Source organism: Marinobacterium sp. NO-S09 (genome assembly GCF_059179545.1).
Window position 1 is genome coordinate 770,051 of sequence record NZ_CP168954.1, and the last position, 16,643, is coordinate 786,693.

Here is a 16,643-nt window from a genome sequence, read left to right on the forward strand (position 1 = left end):
GTGCATTGCTTTTTTAGTTAACCCTTAAAGTTAGAAGACTTTTTGTGCTTTGGAAATATTATTTCCGGGATGTTTGATTGCAATAATGGGTGTTTTTTTACCTGGGAGAACAGGCGGAAATTATCAGTTGACGTTTGTTAGGAGCAGCTTTTAGAGTCGAAAGGCGCTGTTCGATAAAACACTCCCGGTGAGCAGTGTTTATCAGGCCAGGTTTTCGGTGTTTCCTAACAGAGTGAGACAAGATGCTACAGGCAAACCCTCTGTCCAATCACAACCTTTTCGAATCGCATGATTTTGAGGAAACACGCGACCGAATCGGTGGCTATCTTTGGCCTCACCAGATGCAAATACTGGGTAGCTCGTCAGAGGTGACGACACGGCTGGATGGAGTGTCTTTTGATTGCATCGACCTGTTCAGCCTTGAGTACGGCACAGAAGTACAGCTTGAACCCGGCGAAATTGAAGGCTACTACCTGGTCCAGACCACCCTCTGTGGAAAGGGTCATGTTAAAAATGGTGATCGCTGTGCGGATACGAGGGTTGGCCTGACCACCATCGTTTCCCCCTCTGAACCCACTTCGATCACCATGGATGCCGCATGTCGGCGTTTGATTCTGCGGATAGAACGCGAAGCACTTGAACGGCAGCTTAGCCTGACATTGAATCGGGAATTGAAACAGCCGCTGGTGTTTAACCTCGAACTCTCCCACAGCTCTCAGGAAGGTATGGCCTGGCTTCAGACGCTGGAATATCTCTGCCAGCAATATAATCTTTGTGCCAGTACTCTGGATAATCAGGCTATACGCAAGCAGTTCGCCAATATGGCGATGACCCTTTTGATTGGTACTCAACCACATAATTACAGTGACCAGCTTAAAACTGACTCTCATGTGGTATTACCGCGCCATGTACGCCAGGCACGAGATTATATTGAAGCAAATCTCGGTGAGCCGATTAATATGTCCGAGTTGGCTGCTCAATTTGGTGTGACGCCCAGAACGCTTCAATCCGGCTTCCAACGTTTTCTGGATCAAACGCCCAGTGAATTTATCCGTGAGCTAAAGCTTAAACGGGCCCACGCAGCCTTGCAGGGCGCAGACCCCGATACCGCTCAGGTGACCGATATTCTGCTGGAGCTGGGTGTCAGTAACGCGGGGCGCTTTGCACAGCTGTATAAAAAGCGCTTTGGCTGCCTGCCATCACACACGCTCAAACACTCCCACTCCTGATCCTTTCCCTGCCTGCAAATCACTTCGCTTAGTGAATACAGGCTTCGTGATTCGCATATTTTCGCCACCGGAGCAGTGATTGAATGGTCACAAGGTTCGCACAGGCTGATGCCGGCCTGGGACACGAATGTGGTCAATTGATAGGTGGAGAAACATCATGGAAATAGCAGTACTGGGTGGTGGACATGGTTGTTATGCAGCGGCAGCAGAACTGTCGGAAAAAGGGCATCAGATACGCCTGTGGCGCCGGGATGCTGAAGCCTTGGCACCCGTTGTTGAAGCAGGTTCCATCACGCTGAAGGATTTCCGTGGCGAGCGCGATGTCGGGATTGCCAAACCCACGGCTTCACTTGAAGACGCCGTAGCGGGTGCCCAGTTGATCGTTATCCCTTTGCCCGCGACGACTCATTCAAGCCTCTCCAAACAACTGGCACCCTTACTGGAAGATGGCCAAGTGCTGTTTTTCCCGCCGGGTACTTTTGCCAGCTACATCTTTGCCAAAGCGATGCGCGATGCGGGTAACAAGGCGAATGTTGCCTTTGCTGAGACTGGCACCCTGCCGTATTTGGCGCGCAAGCATGGTCCGCGTCAGGTTGTGTGCAGCGGTTATGCCACGCGCCTGCCCACCGGTGTATTCCCGGCTTGTAATGCCAAGCATGCATTCGAAGTACTCAAGCAGGCTTACAGCTCCATTGAAGAGATTGAAGATGGTTTGAGTGGTGCCCTGATGAACGCTGGCGGCATCATTCATCCACCGCTGATCATGATGAATGCCGGTCCTCTGGAGCATTTTGAGGCCTGGGATATCCACAACGAGGGAACTCAGCCGGCCGTACGTCGCGTGACCGATGAGCTTGATGCAGAGCGTATTCGCCTGCGTGAAGCGCTGAACTACAGTGCCCCGCATTTCCCGCTGGCTGATCACTACGCCAAAGAAGGCGATGAGTGGATGTATGGACGTGCGGCGCATGAACGTCTGACGGACAGTGGCGATTGGCGCGAAAAGATCGTACTCACCGAGCATCGATACATGCTGGAAGATACGGCTCTGGGCCTGTCATTCCTGGTATCGCTGGGTAAATGGTTGAACTGCCCAACGCCTGTTGCCGCAGGTTTCCTGGCAATTGCCTCGGCTATTACCGGTCAGGACCTTTACGCTCAGGGGCGGACACTGGAGAACCTGGGTCTGGACCAGCTTTCCGTCGAAGAAATGCGCAATCTGCTGCTGAACGGGGTGTGAGTCATGGCGCTTTCCAATGTTGCAGTCGCAGTGATTGGTGCAGGACGAATGGGGCGAGGGATTGCGCTGAGCTATGCCTTCGCCGGCGTCCCTGTGGTCATGCTGGATTTGAAAAAACGCACTGATGACGGGCGTGATCGCCTTCATGTGGAGGCGATGGCTGAGATCCGACGTGATTTGGAGTTTCTGGTTTCTGTTGAGCTTCTTGACGCCGTCAAGGTGGATGATGTTCTGAGTCGGGTTGGCTTCGCCGCCGAGATTGATGCTGAACGCATTCTGGCCTCGGCTTCGATCATCTTCGAAGGGGTGCCCGAAGTGTTGGAAGCGAAGCAGGAGGCCTTCGCTTTCGTGAATCAGCATGCGGCGCCAGAGGCGATTGTGGCTTCCACGACCTCGACCTTTCTGGTGAATGAGTTGGCCGAGTTGGTTGAGCATCCCGGCCGCTTCATGAATGCGCATTGGCTCAATCCGGCGCACCTGATGCCCCTGGTCGAGCTGAGCAAAGGTGAGAAGACCAGTGAGGAGACGGTCGCAACCTTGAAGGCGAGTCTCGAATCGGTGGGCAAGGTACCCGTGGTCTGTGCAGCGGCTGCTGGCTACATCGTGCCACGTATCCAGGCATTAGCCATGAACGAAGCCGCGCGTCTGGTCGAAGAGGGTGTTGCCAGCGCAGAGGACGTGGACAAGGCGATCAAGGTTGGCTTCGGGCTGCGTTTCTCGGTACTGGGCATGCTGGAGTTCATCGATTGGGGGGGAGGCGATATTCTCTACTACGCATCGAAATACCTCAGCGGTAAGGTCGATCCTCGCTTTGAATCGCCGGACATCATCGCTTCAAACATGGAGAGCCACCGCAAGGGTATCCGTGATGGCGTGGGCTTCTACGACTATAACGCTGTAGATGTAGATGCCTATCGACATTCGCGTATGCAGGACTTTGTTGAGATGCTGAAGAGCCGCAAGCTGTTACCGGAAGAGGGGCAGGCGCGTCCCCCCTGCTGACAGCATGCACTTTTCTAACGATGGGAAATGCATCAAAGATAATGGGCACCTGAAAGGCGCCCGTTTATCGAATGTCATTCGATGTGTATGAATAACACGGTTTGTCCTGATACTCGGGGATCACTCCCCGCATCAACATACCACCTACCCAAGATTCGAAAGGATGAAACGTCCTCCCACTACCACCAGGAACAGGGCGAAGACTTTCTTCAGCATCGGCTGCGACAGCCGGTGAGCCAGTTTGGCACCAATGGGCGCGGTGAGTGAGCTGGCCAGCACTATACCGGCGAACGCCGGCAGGTAGACATATCCCAGGCTCCAGTTCGGCAGGTTGTCGGCTTCCCAGCCTACCCAGATATTGGTCAGCGCTCCCATAACCGCGATGGGCAAGCCACAGGCTGCTGAGGTGGCGACTGCCTGCTGCATGACCACACGACGCCAGCTCAGGTAGGGCACGCTGAGGGTACCGCCGCCGATGCCAAAAATGGACGACGCCCAGCCGATAATGCCACCGGCAAAACCCAGCTCCACTTTTGATGCGACCTGATCACCTGCACCCGGTTTCAGGTTGAGCGCCATCTGCACGGCCACGATCAAGGCAAATACGCCCAGGGCAATCTGGAGGGCTCCACCGGGTAACTGCACCGCGGTATTCACACCCAGAACGGCACCGAGCAGGATGCCGGCAGCCAGCGGCTTGAACAGCTCCCAGCGCACCGCGCCATGCTTATGGTGTGCCCGTACCGAGCTGGTTGATGTGACCACAATGGTGGCCAGTGAAGTGGCTACCGCCATATGGGTTAACACTTCGGGCGATACGCCCTGCAGTTCGAAAGAGAAGATGAGTACCGGCACGATCAACAGACCGCCACCAATACCGAATAGACCCGCCACGACGCCCGCAAATGCGCCCAGCACCAAATAGAGAAGCAGAGTTATTAACATGATTTATCCATCCTGCTGGAAAGCGAAGCATCTTAGAGCCTCATTCTCGTAAATAAAACCTTCTGTGTGTTTTTTATGACTCATTAATTTGGCTCATACATCAATAAAATTAAATCAATATTATTCATTTTTATGTTCACGTATAAATTCATACCTGCTCTTAAATCACGCAATAGCAGGTTGATTCGCAGCCGTTTTATTCACCTGGATGGTGACGGCTGTCGGTATTGTCAGCTGAGAAAATAAGAATAGACCAATGGTAAGCCCAGAAAGAGCAAGGAATCCATTAACGTTTAATCTCAGAAAAAGTATACAAGACGATCATGAAACAAGACTTCACATTTACTATTAAGAGCATTCGTTTCGATGAGCATTACCAGCCGTCGGATAAAACACGTCTTACCACCAATTTTGCCAATCTGGCTCGAGGAAGCAGACGCCGTGAAAACCTGCGTGACACTCTGAGCATGATTGATAACCGCTTTAATGCGTTGGCGCACTGGGATAATCCCAATGCGGATCGCTACTCTGTAGAGCTTGAAATTGTTTCAGTTGATATCGATGTTGAAGGGAATGGTAGTACCTTCCCCACAGTTGAAATCCTGAAAACAAATATTATCGACCACAAGCGTAATCAGCGCATTGAAGGCATTGTCGGGAACAATCTTTCTTCCTATGTGCGTGACTATGATTTCAGCGTGTTGCTGCAGGATCACAACCGGGGCGAAGAGCGCTTCAGCACCCCCGATGACTTTGGTGGCCTGCACGGGAAAATGTTCAAGTACTTCGTGGACTCAGAAGCTTACCGCGATAACTTCAGTAAGCGGCCGGTGATCTGTCTGAGTATTTCGGAGAACAAAACCTATCATCGTACCGGCAACCATCACCCGGTATTGGGGTTTGAATATGAGCCGAATGAAGCCTCTTTGACGGAGAGTTATTTCAAGAAAATGGGGTTGCAGGTGCGCTATTTTATGCCTCAAAACAGCACAGCACCTCTGGCTTTTTACTTCTTTGGTGACTTGCTGAGCGATTACACCAATCTGGAACTGATAAGCACCATTAGTACGATGGAAACTTTCCAGAAAATCTATCGTCCTGAAATTTATAATGCCAATGCTGTCGCCGGTGAATGCTTTAAACCCAGCCTGCAGCACTCGGATTATTCCTTGACCGGTATTGAATACGACCGGGAAGAGCGTAGTCAGCTGGCAGTAAAACAAGGCAAGTTTGCCGAAGAGAACTTCATTCAGCCCTACCGGGCGCTTCTGGAAAAATGGGCTGCGAATTACGCGCTTTAATTCACCCGCTACACGGCAGTATATGATGAAAAAACTATTACCGACTTCAACGGCTGGCAGCTTGCCTAAACCCTCCTGGCTTGCCGAGCCTGAAAAACTCTGGTCACCCTGGAAACTGGAAGGCGACACCCTTATTGAAGGCAAACAGGATGCGTTGCGGGTGGCGCTGCAGGAACAGCTGCACGCGGGTGTCGATATTATCAGTGATGGTGAGCAAACGCGTCAGCATTTTGTGACCACGTTTATTGAACACCTGAGCGGTGTCGATTTTGAAAATCGCAAAACCGTCAAGATTCGCGACCGCTATGACGCCAGTGTACCGGTTGTGGTTGATGCGGTGACACGTCAAAAGCCGGTCTTTGTTGAGGATGCACGCTTCCTGCGTCAGCAAACCAGCCAGCCCATCAAGTGGGCACTGCCCGGCCCCATGACCATGGTCGACACGCTGTACGATGACCATTACAAAAGCCGGGAAAAACTTGCCTGGGAATTCGCCAAGATTCTCAACCAGGAAGCCAAAGAGCTGGAAGCGGCGGGCGTGGATATTATCCAGTTTGATGAGCCTGCCTTTAACGTGTTCTTTGATGAAGTGAACGACTGGGGCATTGCGGCGCTGGAGCGGGCAGTTGAAGGGCTGAAATGCGAAACGGCGGTCCATATCTGCTACGGCTACGGCATCAAGGCCAATACCGACTGGAAGAAAACGCTGGGGTCCGAGTGGCGACAGTACGAGGAAATTTTCCCCAAACTGCAGGCCTCCAAAATCGACATTATTTCGTTGGAGTGCCACAACTCGCGTGTGCCGGTGGATCTGCTTGAGCTGATTCGCGGCAAAAAAGTGATGGTCGGGGCGATTGATGTCGCAACCCATAGCATCGAAACGCCGGAAGAGGTGGCGGACACGCTGCGCAACGCACTTCAGTTTGTCGACGCTGACAAGCTATACCCCTGCACCAACTGCGGCATGGCGCCCTTGCCCCGTTCCGTCGCGACAGCCAAGCTGGAAGCGCTGAATGCCGGTGTGGAGATCGCTCGACGCGAGCTCTCTCATTAAGGGAGCAGGATAAGGTGCAAGCACCAGGCGGAGGGTGATAGTTTGAACGACTAGCACTCGCTGGCTTGCCCCTCATGTATGGCATTGAAATAGCGCCCCGGTGACACCCCCAACGCTTTCCTGAACATGGCGACAAAGGCGCTGGGGCTGCGATAACCCAGCCCGAGTGATACGTTCAGTACGGATTCGCCCTGGCCAAGCCGCTCAACCGCCTGTTGCAGCCGGGCCTGTTGTCGCCACTGTTGGTACGTCATGCCGGTTTCACGCACAAACAGGCGGCGCAGGGTTCGCTCGCTGGCACCCACACGGTTGGCCCAATAGGCCAGATCGGTATCCGCATCCGATGGCGCGAGCATGCTCTGCATGATCGGCTGCAGGCGACGATCTTCAGACAAGGGCAGGTGCAAACGCGAGGGTTTCAGGGCTTCCAGCTCATCAAGAATAACGGCACACACGCGGCTGGCAGGGCTGTCGGGGGCATAGGTATCGCCGAAGTCCGCCACCCGCATGATCAGTTCCCGCAATAGCGGCGAGACTTCCACCACGCTGCATTGGCCGGGAAAACGGTTCAGGTAGGTGGGGTCAATAAACAGGTGACGGATCTCCGATGTCACCGCCGGGCTCACCGAATGATGGATGCCGCCCGGTATCCAGACCGCCTGAGAGGGCGGAATCACCCAGCTGCCGTCATCCGTCTGTACCTTGATCACCCCCGTGGACGCATAGGCCAGTTGTCCCCGCGGGTGGCTGTGGAAATCAAACTCGAAATCCGTCTGGATACGGTTCTGCATGCCCAGAATGGGCAGTGCCGGGTCGAGGATAAAGCCTCGTTTGGAACGGCAGTGCTGGCGCGGTGCAGTGAAGATGGCGGTCATGATGTCCGTTTCTCGATATGAAATGGCATTCTATCGACTTCAACCCTAGCGCCACTGAGGCAGAATAGCGAGATGCATCTGTTGAGGGGTTGGATATGGTCAGGGATTTGAAACGCTCACAGTGGGTCGCGCTGATATTGATTCCGCTGCTGTCGGCGCTGCTTGTTTTCACACCGGCGGCACAACTGTTTACGGGTAAGCAGTTGCCGACGGCGTTGCTGGTGATGGCCGGCATGGTGCTCTTTGCCACCAGTGCGTTGCCGGAGTTTATCAGTGCGCTGGTGATTCTGGTGCTGGCGATGTTGCTGTCGCTGGCACCGGCCGAAGTGGTCTTCTCCGGCCTCACCTCTACCGCCTGTTGGTTGATTGTGTCGGGCATGATTATCGGTATCGCCATTACCGAAACCGGGCTGGCACAACGGATCTCCAGCCGTTTTACCCGCTACCTGGACAGCAGCTATGCACGTCTGATTACCGGTATCGTGCTGATGGGCGTGATGCTGGGGTTTGTCATGCCCTCATCCGTGGGCCGTGTGATGCTGTTTATCCCCATCGCGCTGGTGATTGCTGAAAACCTTGGCTTCGCCAAAGGCAGCAAGGGGCAGCAGGGTGTGGTGTTGGCCGCGGCTTTCGGCTGTCATCTGCCCACCTTTGCCATCCTGCCGGCCAATATCCCCAATATGATCATGATCGGCTCTTCGGAGAGCATTCACGGCTGGACGCCGATGTTCACCGAGTACCTGTTGCTGCACTTTCCGGTGCTGGGCGCATTAAAAGCGGTTCTGCTGATTGTGTTGATCCTCAAGCTCTACCCGGATACGCCTCAGCGCATGGCACCGGTGCAGAGCAATGGAGGCTTCAGTGGCCGGGAAAGCCGGTTGCTGGTGATCATGCTGGCCACGCTTGGGTTCTGGCTTACGGACTCGGTGCACCATATTTCTGCCGCCTGGATAGGGCTGGCGGCGGCGACCCTGCTGTTGTTGCCGGGCGTGGGGATGGTGTCGACCAAGAGTTTCAACGAGAAGATCAACCTCAGCTCGATTCTGGTGGTGGCAGGGCTGTTGGGGATTGCCAGTTTGATCAATTACAGCGAGATCAGTCAGGTTGTGGGGATGCGGGTATTGAACTGGCTGCCGCTGGCGCCGGGACAGGATGCACTGAATTTCTTCTCCCTGTCGCTGCTTGCCATGTTCACGGGTGTGGTGGCGACACTGGCCGGGGTGCCGGCAACGCTGACGCCGCTGGCCAGTCAGATCAGTGAGATGACGGGGTTCAGTCTGGAGGCCGTGCTGATGACCCAGGTATTTGGTTTTTCCACCATCGTGTTTACCTACCAGTCGGTGCCGCTGATGATGGCCATGCCACTGGCGGGTGTGCCGGTAATTCATGCGGCACGGCTCTGCCTGATTCTGGCAGTGCTCACGGTACTGATTCTGTTACCGCTGGATTACCTCTGGTGGCAGTGGCTGGGGTGGATCTAACCCACCTCGTTCAATAGCTCCAAAGTGTGACTCAGCCTGGCATGGGCTGAGTCCATCTCCAGCAGTTCCTGCAAAATCTCCGGCTCAAAGCGGATCACTCCAAACAACGCAAAGCTGAACGCGCTGTCGGATTTCTCCAACCAGTCAGTGGAATGGGCCACCCGCTCAATCACCTCCCGGGCACCCGGATCGGCATGTGCCAGTGCTTCCAGTCGGTGGGCAATCTTGTCGCGCAATATCCTGTTTTCCGCCTGCTCCTCCGGTGTGTCGATGCGGTCCGGGAAGGGCGTGCAGGCATGGATCTGGTATGGCAGCAGCTGCACTTCATGGTCACGGCGGTAGCGTTGCTCCACATGCACATTGAGCAGCATGCGCCCATCTTCAAGTGTTTCCAGCAGTTCGCAGCGGCCGGCACTGAATACATCATAGGGGCGGTAAGTGGCCTGGTTGGATGTCAGCGCCTGTTCCAGGTTTTCCGGGCGCTTTCCGGGGCTGACTTCCTTGCGCGGGTGGCAGATGGCAACCAGTGCATCGGTTTCAAGGCAGTGGTGAATCATTTCGCGGTAACGCGGCTCGAACACATGCAGTGGAAACAGGGTGCCAGGAAAGGTGACGCAGCCAGGGATGGGGAAAATACAGATGTCACTCATGGTTCTGCTCCTTTCGGTGGTGGGCGCTGAGTTGCCCGATACAGAGTTGCAAGGACCAATCGGCCAGGTGCTGTTCTTCACCCGTGCTGGCATCAGCATAGCGTTTTTCCGACTGGCGCGATGTAATCCATTCCTGTCGGGCAAAAAAAATTGTGCCGGGGCCTATTAATAAGCGTTGCACAATATTGTCGTTATCTTGCGCTGAAATGGTGCAAAAGGTGTGCAAAATTGCACCAGTGGAGGGCGAAAAATGCTTTCAGGCTGTCTGAAATGACTTAGCCCATTCGTCGAATGTGCTTTCAATTGAGTTGGTTAATGCCGACAAACGCTGCTATAGATTAAGGCCGGAATATTAAGGAGTTGTGGCACGGCCTTTGCTAATTCCAATAAGAATAAACTGAGTGTCTCAATGAGAGGACTAGCTCCATGCGTAAAAAGGATATCTTGGCGATCACTACCCTGGCAGCAACCCTGACAGCGGGCGCAGCCAGCGTTCAAGCAGCGACTCTGGATGACGTAAAATCACGCGGAACACTCACCTGCGGGGTCAGCACCGGCCTGGCGGGCTTCTCTGAAAAAGACGAAAACGGCAAATGGAGCGGTCTGGACGTGGATGTCTGCCGTTCGGTCGCCGCAGCGGTGCTGGGCGATGCGGATGCGGTTCAGTTCAAGCCGCTGACGGCCAAAGAGCGTTTCACCGCGCTGGTGTCCGGTGAGGTCGACATGCTGTCGCGCAACACCACCTGGACACACACCCGTGATACCTCTCTGGGGATCAACTTCGCCGGTACCAACTTCTACGATGGTGCCAGCTTCATGGTAATGAAGGATCTGGGCGTGAGCAGCGCGCTGGAACTGGACGGCGCCAACGCCTGTATCCAGGCGGGTACGTCTACCGAGCTGGCCATTGCGGACTTTTTCCGTCAGCACGGCATGTCCTACAAAGCGGTCACCTTCGACACGTCTGACCAGACCCGTCAGGGCTTTGAGTCCGGTCGCTGTGACTTCCTGACCTCCGATGGCTCCCAGCTGGCGGCACTGCGCGTTGGCCTGTCGAACCCGGCTAATGCGGTGATCCTGCCGGAAGTGATCTCCAAAGAGCCGTTGGGCCCCGTTGTCCGTCAGGGTGACGACCAGTGGTTCAACATCGTGAAATGGTCACTGAACGCCATGATCGAAGCTGAAGAGCAGGGTGTTACTTCTGCCAATGTGGATGACAAGCTCGCCAACGGTAATCCGGCCAACAAGCGTCTGCTGGGCGGTGAGGGTGAACTGGGTGCCAACCTGGGTCTGGAGGCGAACTGGGCGTATAACATTGTGAAGCAGGTCGGTAACTACGCCGAATCCTTCGAACGCAATGTGGGGATGGACTCTCCGTTGAAACTGGAGCGTGGTCTTAATGCCAGCTGGAAAGACGGCGGCATCATGTACTCACAGGCAATGCGCTAATCGTTGGACTAATACAGGGGAGCTCAAGCTCCCCTGTTGCTTTTGCTCCCACTTCAGGTCACTTCAATGTTTAAACAAAAAACCATTGAACAAACCAAGTCGGCTGCGCGTAAATCCGGCGGGAACGGCTCAGCGGCTTTCTACAATAACCCCAATATCCGCGCCCTGTTTTATCAGGTTCTGCTGGTCTTGGGCCTTGGTTACTTTTTCTATTCCGTCATCAGCAATGTCCTGGCCAATATGGAAGCCACCGGTATCAAAACCGGTTTCAGCTTTCTAACCGCCTCGGCCGGATACGATGTGCTGATGTCGCTGATTCCCTTTGAAGCGACAGATACCTATGGCCGCATCTTCATTGTCGGCTTTCTGAATACCCTGCTGGTGTCCGGCATCGGTATTTTCTTTGCCACCCTGCTGGGGTTTGTGTTCGGGGTCGCATACTTCTCCCATAACTGGCTGGTCCGCAAGGCGGCTACGGTCTATGTGGAAACCTTTCGTAACATTCCGCTGCTGCTGCAGGTGTTCTTCTGGTACTTCGCGGTGCTTTCGACACTGCCGGGGGCACGCCAGAGTCTGAGCCTGGGCGAGGCGATCTTCCTCAACGTGCGTGGTCTGTACCTGCCTAAAATGGTGGGCAGCGACCTGTTCTGGGTAGCTGAGGTTGCGCTGGGCGTGGCGATCGCGGGTATTTTCGTACTGCGTCGCTGGGCGAAAAAACGTCAGGAACTGACTGGCCAGCCCTTCCCGGTGCTGTACACGTCCATCGCCATGGTGATTGGTCTTCCGCTGCTGGCGTTGATTGTGACCGGCATGCCGTTCACAGTTGAGTACCCTGCACTCAAGGGCTTCAACTATTTCGGTGGTATCACGGTCATTCCCGAGTTGATGGCATTGGCCATTGCGCTGTCGGTCTATACCGGTTCCTTCATCGCGGAAGCGGTGCGTGCCGGGGTGCAGTCGATTCCCCATGGCCAGACAGAAGCCGCACGCAGCCTGGGCCTGAAAGAGAAGAAGATCATGTCGCTGATCATCGTGCCTCAGGCGATGCGCGTGATCGTGCCCTTGCTGAACTCGGAATATCAGAGCCTGGTGAAGAACTCCACTCTGGCAGCGGCCATCGGCTATCCGGACCTGTTCAATGTCTTCGTGGGTACGGCGCTGAACCAGACCGGTCAGGCGATCGAAACCATCTTTATGACAATTGTTGTGTACTTCGTGGTGAACATGGTCATCTCCTTCCTGATGAACCGGTTCAACAACGCGGTAGCGCTGGTGAGTCGATAGGATACTGCGATGAAAGAGTTTGAACCTGTTCCTGCTCGTCCGGCGCCGGATAAAACGGTTGGCCCGCTGGCCTGGATGAAAGAAAACCTGTTTTCATCGCTGTTGAACAGCCTGGTGACTTTGGCTGTCATGGCGTTGCTGGTCTATTACATTCCGCCGGTTCTGGACTGGGCCTTCTTCTCGGCCAACTGGCAGGGCACCTCTGAAGATGCCTGTGTGCGTGAAGGGGCCTGCTGGGTATTCGTGAACGCCTGGTCCTATCAGTTCTTCTACGGTACCTATCCGGTCGAGGAGATCTGGCGGATCAACCTGATGCTGGTTTTGCTGGCGCTGGTCATTACGGCCTCCTTCACACTGCCCAAACACATCCGCCTGAAAGCATCGGTCATCGCCTGGCTGGTGTTGCCGCTGGTCGGAATTGCCCTGCTGGATGGACGTCTGCTGGGCCTGCCGGTGGTGAGCACCGATCTGTGGGGCGGCTTCACCCTGAACGTGTTCATGGCGGCGGCCAGTATCATTGTGGCCTTTCCGTTCAGCTTCCTGTGGGCACTGGGGCGTCGCTCCAATATGCCCTTTATCCGCTCGGTGTCGGTGATTTTCATCGAGTTCTTCCGTGGTGTGCCGGTGCTGTCCCTGTTCTTCATGGGGTCGGTGATGCTGCCGCTGTTCTTCGCGGAAGGCACCAATGTGGATAAGCTGATTCGTGTCTGGATCGTGCTGATCTTCTTTATGTCCGGCTATATGGCCGAGGTGTTCCGCGGCGGTTTTGCGGCGGTGCCGTCAGGGCAGTATGAAGCGGCTGACTCCATTGGCCTGAGCTACTGGCAGAAAATCATGCTGATTATCCTGCCGCAGGTGATCAAGGTGTCGCTGCCGAACATTCTGGCCACCTTTGTCATGCTGTTCAAAAACACCACCTTCCTGTTGATCATCGGCATTCCCGAAGTGGTGCAGACCCTGCAAACCGCGCTGTCCAACTCCTACTGGCTGGGCGGGCACGCGCTTGAGGGTTACCTGTTTGTATTCCTTGTGTTCTGGAGCAGCTGTTTCAGCATGTCCCTGCTGGCGCGTCGTATCGAGCGTCAGATGAATACCGATAAGAGAGATTGATTATGAGCGCAGCAAAACCCACAGCGGATGCTGAAGACGTTATTGTTATTGAAAACCTGAACAAGTGGTACGGTAACTTTCATGTTCTGCGCGACATCAATCTGCGCGTGAAAAAGGGCGAGCGTATCGTGATCTGCGGGCCTTCGGGCTCGGGCAAGTCGACCACAATTCGCTGTATCAACCGGCTGGAAGAGTTCCAGGAAGGTTCGCTGGTAGTGGACGGCGTGGAGATGATCGATGATGTGAAAAACATCGAAACCATCCGCAAGGATGTGGGCATGGTGTTCCAGCACTTCAACCTCTTCCCGCATCTGACCATTCTGGAAAACCTGACGCTGGGCCCCATCTGGGTGCAGAAAAAGCCCAAGGCGGAAGCTGAAGCCACGGCCATGAAGTACCTGGAGCGCGTCAAGATTCCGGATCAGGCTGACAAGTACCCGGGCCAGCTGTCCGGTGGTCAGCAGCAGCGTGTGGCCATCGCCCGTTCACTGTGCATGAACCCCAATATCATGCTGTTTGACGAGCCCACCTCTGCGCTGGACCCGGAGATGATCAAGGAGGTACTGGACGTAATGGTGGAGCTGGCCGAAGAGGGGATGACCATGCTCTGTGTGACCCACGAGATGGGCTTTGCCAAGAAAGTGGCGGACCGCGTGATCTTCATGGATGCCGGTCAGATCGTTGAGGAAAACGAACCCAACGAGTTCTTCAATAATCCGCAGAACGAACGTACCAAGCTGTTCCTGAGCCAGATTCTCAATCACTGATTGAGGTGTTTGAAGGGGTAAAGCGGTTGTCACGGCCTGGCTGTGGCAGCCGCTTTTTCGTATTGGCACTCTGGAATCGGCCATTGGCTTCAGGCGGTGATGCTGTCAGGATAACGCTTTTGCCTTGCGGGGAGATGCGCGGTGTCCCGACTCTATATTTACGACCACTGTCCCTTCTGTATTCGGACATTGCTGGTGGCCAACTACAAGCAGGTCAGCGATCTGGAGCAGATTGTTCTGCTCAATGATGATGAAGAAACCTGTAATCGTCTGATCGGCAAGAAAATGGTTCCCATCTTCGAACACCAGGGCGTGGCCATCGGTGAGAGCATGGATATTGCCAAGCTTCTGGCTGACCTGGGTAATCCTGAACGCAAGATCCGCCCGCTGCAGTTGAGTGAAGCGATTCAGCCCCTGTTGCAGCCGGTGATGAAACACTGCCAGGCACTGTCCTTTCCCAGGGTGATTGAAATGGGGATGAAGACCTTCGCCACTGAATCTGCCCGTGCTTACTATCGTGCCAACAAGGAACGGATGCTGGGCTGCACCTTCGAGCAGGCGCTGGAGAATACCGCTGAGCACCAGGCAGAAGTTGAGCGGGTGCTGGCACAGTTGCCGGAGCTGACGTTGCCGTCGGAGCAGGGTAATACGCTGAGCTGGAACGATGTGATGAACTTCCCGCCACTGCAGTACATGTCGTCGGTGAAGGGGCTCAATTTCCCGCCACACCTCAAGCAATGGATGCAGGAAGTGTCTGAACTGGGTGGTGTTGAACTCTATTTTGATCGGGCGATTTAAGTGATGAAGACAACAGCGTTAACCCTTCTGATGAGCAGCGTGCTGGCTGTACCCGCTGCCTTTGCCGAGTCAGCCAGCGATGATGCCATCCAGTACCGTCAGGGTGTGTACAAGGCGATGGAATGGAACCTGACACGCATGGCCGCCATGGTGCAGGGCCGTGCCGAGTTTTCAGCTGAGGAGTTTAGCCGCCGTTCAGAGCGTCTGGTATTGCTCAGCGGGATGGTCTTGGAAGGCTTTGTCGATGAGCAGAGCGCCCGTGGCGAGGCGGTGGAAACGCGCGCGTCCTATCGTATCTGGCAACAACAGGATCGCTTCGGCGAGCTGATGAGCGAGATGCAAAAACGGACCCAGTCGCTGCAGCAGGCTGCTGCCAGCGGTGAAGCCGCCGATGACCTGCGTCCGCTGGTCGGGCGCCTGGCGCAAAGCTGCAAGGCCTGTCACGACAAATACCGGGATTGATCTCGGTACTCCGGTTTAATTCACTTTTTAATATCCCAGTGTCGGGTCCACGGTCTGTGGGACCTGGCCTGCTTCCATTTGCTCGATATAGGTCTGGATCTGTGCGGCCGCTTCCTCCACCGGTGTCGGGGCTGCAATATGCGGGGTGATTATAGCGCCCGGGTGCTGCCATACGGGTGAGCCTGCCGGCAGGGGCTCTGTCTCAAACACGTCCAGCAGGGCACCCCTTAGCTTCCCCTCATTCAGTGCGGCCAGCACCGCATCGGCATCCAGGATTTCACCACGGCCACAGCTGATCAACGCCGCACCCTTGTCCAGCCGCGACAGTGTCTCGCTGTTGATCAACCGGCGTGTCGCAGGTGTATGCGGTAACAGGTTGATCAGAATACGGGCACCACTCAGGCAAGCCTCCAATCCAGCCTCGCCGCTGTAACTTTCGACGCCGTCTATCTGTTTGCGGGTGCGACTCCAGCAACGCACAGGGAAGCCCTGCGCGGCCAGCTCAGAGGCGGCTTGCTGACCCAGAGCACCAGCACCCAGAATCGCAACGGGCCAGGCGCTAGCCGGCTCGATGTCATAGGGCTGCCACTGCGCCTTGGGCTGCTGCTGACGGTAGCGGTCAAAATCCCGCGTGAAGTGAAGCACCCCGTAACGGATATAGTCGTTCATCCACCGGGCCATACCGGCATCGCGCAGTTTCAGCAGGGGTACGTTCGCAGGCAGGTTGGGCATCTGCAGCAGGGCATCGACGCCCGCGCCCAGGTTGATAATGCCCTTGAGCTGCGTCTGTTGATCAAACAACTCGGCGGGCGGTTTCCACACCAGGGCATAGTCTGCCTGAAACTGCTCCGGCAGGTCGGCTTGCCACAGACGGATATTGGCATCGGGCAGTCTGGCCTGCAGGCATTGCAGCCAGGCCTGAGCATCCTGTCCCTGTGCCGAGAGAAGAAGGTTCATGTATCACTCCAGCAAGACCCGAATAATGGAAAAATGTCT

At 55.2% G+C, this 16,643-nt stretch carries 17 protein-coding genes; 13 read left to right on the top strand and 4 right to left on the bottom strand.

What is annotated here, in order from left to right; all coding sequences use genetic code 11:
* The first annotated feature begins 242 nt into the window (after positions 1-242).
* The 3 genes from O3C79_RS03735 (at position 243) to O3C79_RS03745 (ending at position 3,471) form a co-directional block, all read left to right on the top strand.
* A complete protein-coding gene (locus tag O3C79_RS03735; RefSeq protein ID WP_494384855.1) occupies positions 243-1,229 on the top strand; it encodes an AraC family transcriptional regulator in 987 nt (328 codons plus the stop codon).
* Between the two features lie 157 nt (positions 1,230-1,386).
* Positions 1,387-2,469, top strand: a complete 1,083-nt coding sequence (locus O3C79_RS03740; RefSeq protein ID WP_494384856.1) for an NAD/NADP octopine/nopaline dehydrogenase family protein — start codon at positions 1,387-1,389, stop codon at positions 2,467-2,469.
* A 3-nt stretch (positions 2,470-2,472) separates the two neighbouring features.
* Positions 2,473-3,471: a 3-hydroxybutyryl-CoA dehydrogenase gene (locus O3C79_RS03745; RefSeq protein WP_494384857.1), complete on the top strand. Its 999-nt coding sequence runs from the start codon at positions 2,473-2,475 to the stop codon at positions 3,469-3,471.
* A 144-nt stretch (positions 3,472-3,615) separates the two neighbouring features.
* Here the strand turns inward: O3C79_RS03745 and O3C79_RS03750 are convergent, their stop codons facing one another.
* Positions 3,616-4,416: a sulfite exporter TauE/SafE family protein gene (locus tag O3C79_RS03750; RefSeq protein ID WP_494384858.1), complete on the bottom strand. Its 801-nt coding sequence runs from the start codon at positions 4,414-4,416 to the stop codon at positions 3,616-3,618.
* Positions 4,417-4,739: 323 nt separating this feature from the next.
* On the opposite strand from O3C79_RS03750, the gene O3C79_RS03755 reads away from it, so the two are divergent.
* Together O3C79_RS03755 and O3C79_RS03760 are read left to right on the top strand one after the other, a co-directional pair.
* Positions 4,740-5,717: a DUF1852 domain-containing protein gene (locus O3C79_RS03755; protein WP_494384859.1), complete on the top strand. Its 978-nt coding sequence runs from the start codon at positions 4,740-4,742 to the stop codon at positions 5,715-5,717.
* 25 nt (positions 5,718-5,742) lie between these two features.
* Positions 5,743-6,771: a methionine synthase gene (locus O3C79_RS03760; protein ID WP_494384860.1), complete on the top strand. Its 1,029-nt coding sequence runs from the start codon at positions 5,743-5,745 to the stop codon at positions 6,769-6,771.
* Between the two features lie 50 nt (positions 6,772-6,821).
* On the opposite strand, the gene O3C79_RS03765 is transcribed toward O3C79_RS03760, so the two are convergent.
* A complete protein-coding gene (locus O3C79_RS03765) occupies positions 6,822-7,646 on the bottom strand; it encodes an AraC family transcriptional regulator (protein WP_494384861.1) in 825 nt (274 codons plus the stop codon).
* A 95-nt stretch (positions 7,647-7,741) separates the two neighbouring features.
* On the opposite strand from O3C79_RS03765, the gene O3C79_RS03770 reads away from it, so the two are divergent.
* Complete coding sequence (locus O3C79_RS03770) at positions 7,742-9,127, top strand: SLC13 family permease (RefSeq protein WP_494384862.1); 1,386 nt, start codon at positions 7,742-7,744, stop codon at positions 9,125-9,127.
* Here the strand turns inward: O3C79_RS03770 and O3C79_RS03775 are convergent.
* Positions 9,124-9,777, bottom strand: a complete 654-nt coding sequence (locus O3C79_RS03775; protein ID WP_494384863.1) for an LON peptidase substrate-binding domain-containing protein — start codon at positions 9,775-9,777, stop codon at positions 9,124-9,126. The genes O3C79_RS03770 and O3C79_RS03775 overlap by 4 nt on opposite strands.
* Between O3C79_RS03775 and O3C79_RS03780 the strand changes: the two genes are divergently transcribed.
* From O3C79_RS03780 to O3C79_RS03810, 7 genes are all read left to right on the top strand, one after another.
* A complete protein-coding gene (locus O3C79_RS03780) occupies positions 9,767-9,946 on the top strand; it encodes a hypothetical protein (RefSeq protein WP_494384864.1) in 180 nt (59 codons plus the stop codon). The genes O3C79_RS03775 and O3C79_RS03780 overlap by 11 nt on opposite strands.
* A 257-nt stretch (positions 9,947-10,203) precedes the next feature.
* On the top strand, positions 10,204-11,226 hold the full coding sequence (locus O3C79_RS03785; protein ID WP_494384865.1) for an amino acid ABC transporter substrate-binding protein: 1,023 nt from the start codon (positions 10,204-10,206) through the stop codon (positions 11,224-11,226).
* A 66-nt stretch (positions 11,227-11,292) separates the two neighbouring features.
* Entirely contained in the window at positions 11,293-12,510 is a 1,218-nt protein-coding gene (locus O3C79_RS03790) for an amino acid ABC transporter permease (RefSeq protein WP_494384866.1), read from the top strand.
* A 9-nt stretch (positions 12,511-12,519) separates the two neighbouring features.
* The gene (locus O3C79_RS03795) at positions 12,520-13,620 is read left to right on the top strand and encodes an amino acid ABC transporter permease (RefSeq protein WP_494384867.1); all 1,101 of its coding nucleotides are present in this window, start codon (positions 12,520-12,522) and stop codon (positions 13,618-13,620) included.
* Positions 13,621-13,622: 2 nt separating this feature from the next.
* Positions 13,623-14,387 carry an amino acid ABC transporter ATP-binding protein gene (locus tag O3C79_RS03800; RefSeq protein WP_076465398.1) on the top strand — a complete coding sequence of 255 codons (765 nt, stop codon included), beginning with the start codon at positions 13,623-13,625 and terminating at the stop codon, positions 14,385-14,387.
* 141 nt (positions 14,388-14,528) lie between these two features.
* Positions 14,529-15,185: a glutaredoxin 2 gene (gene grxB / locus O3C79_RS03805; RefSeq protein ID WP_494384868.1), complete on the top strand. Its 657-nt coding sequence runs from the start codon at positions 14,529-14,531 to the stop codon at positions 15,183-15,185.
* A 3-nt stretch (positions 15,186-15,188) separates the two neighbouring features.
* Entirely contained in the window at positions 15,189-15,647 is a 459-nt protein-coding gene (locus O3C79_RS03810; protein WP_494385772.1) for a c-type cytochrome, read from the top strand.
* A gap of 27 nt (positions 15,648-15,674) precedes the next feature.
* Here O3C79_RS03810 and O3C79_RS03815 read toward each other — a convergent pair whose 3' ends face one another.
* Entirely contained in the window at positions 15,675-16,604 is a 930-nt protein-coding gene (locus tag O3C79_RS03815) for a 2-hydroxyacid dehydrogenase (protein ID WP_494384869.1), read from the bottom strand.
* Between the last annotated feature and the right edge of the window lie 39 nt (positions 16,605-16,643).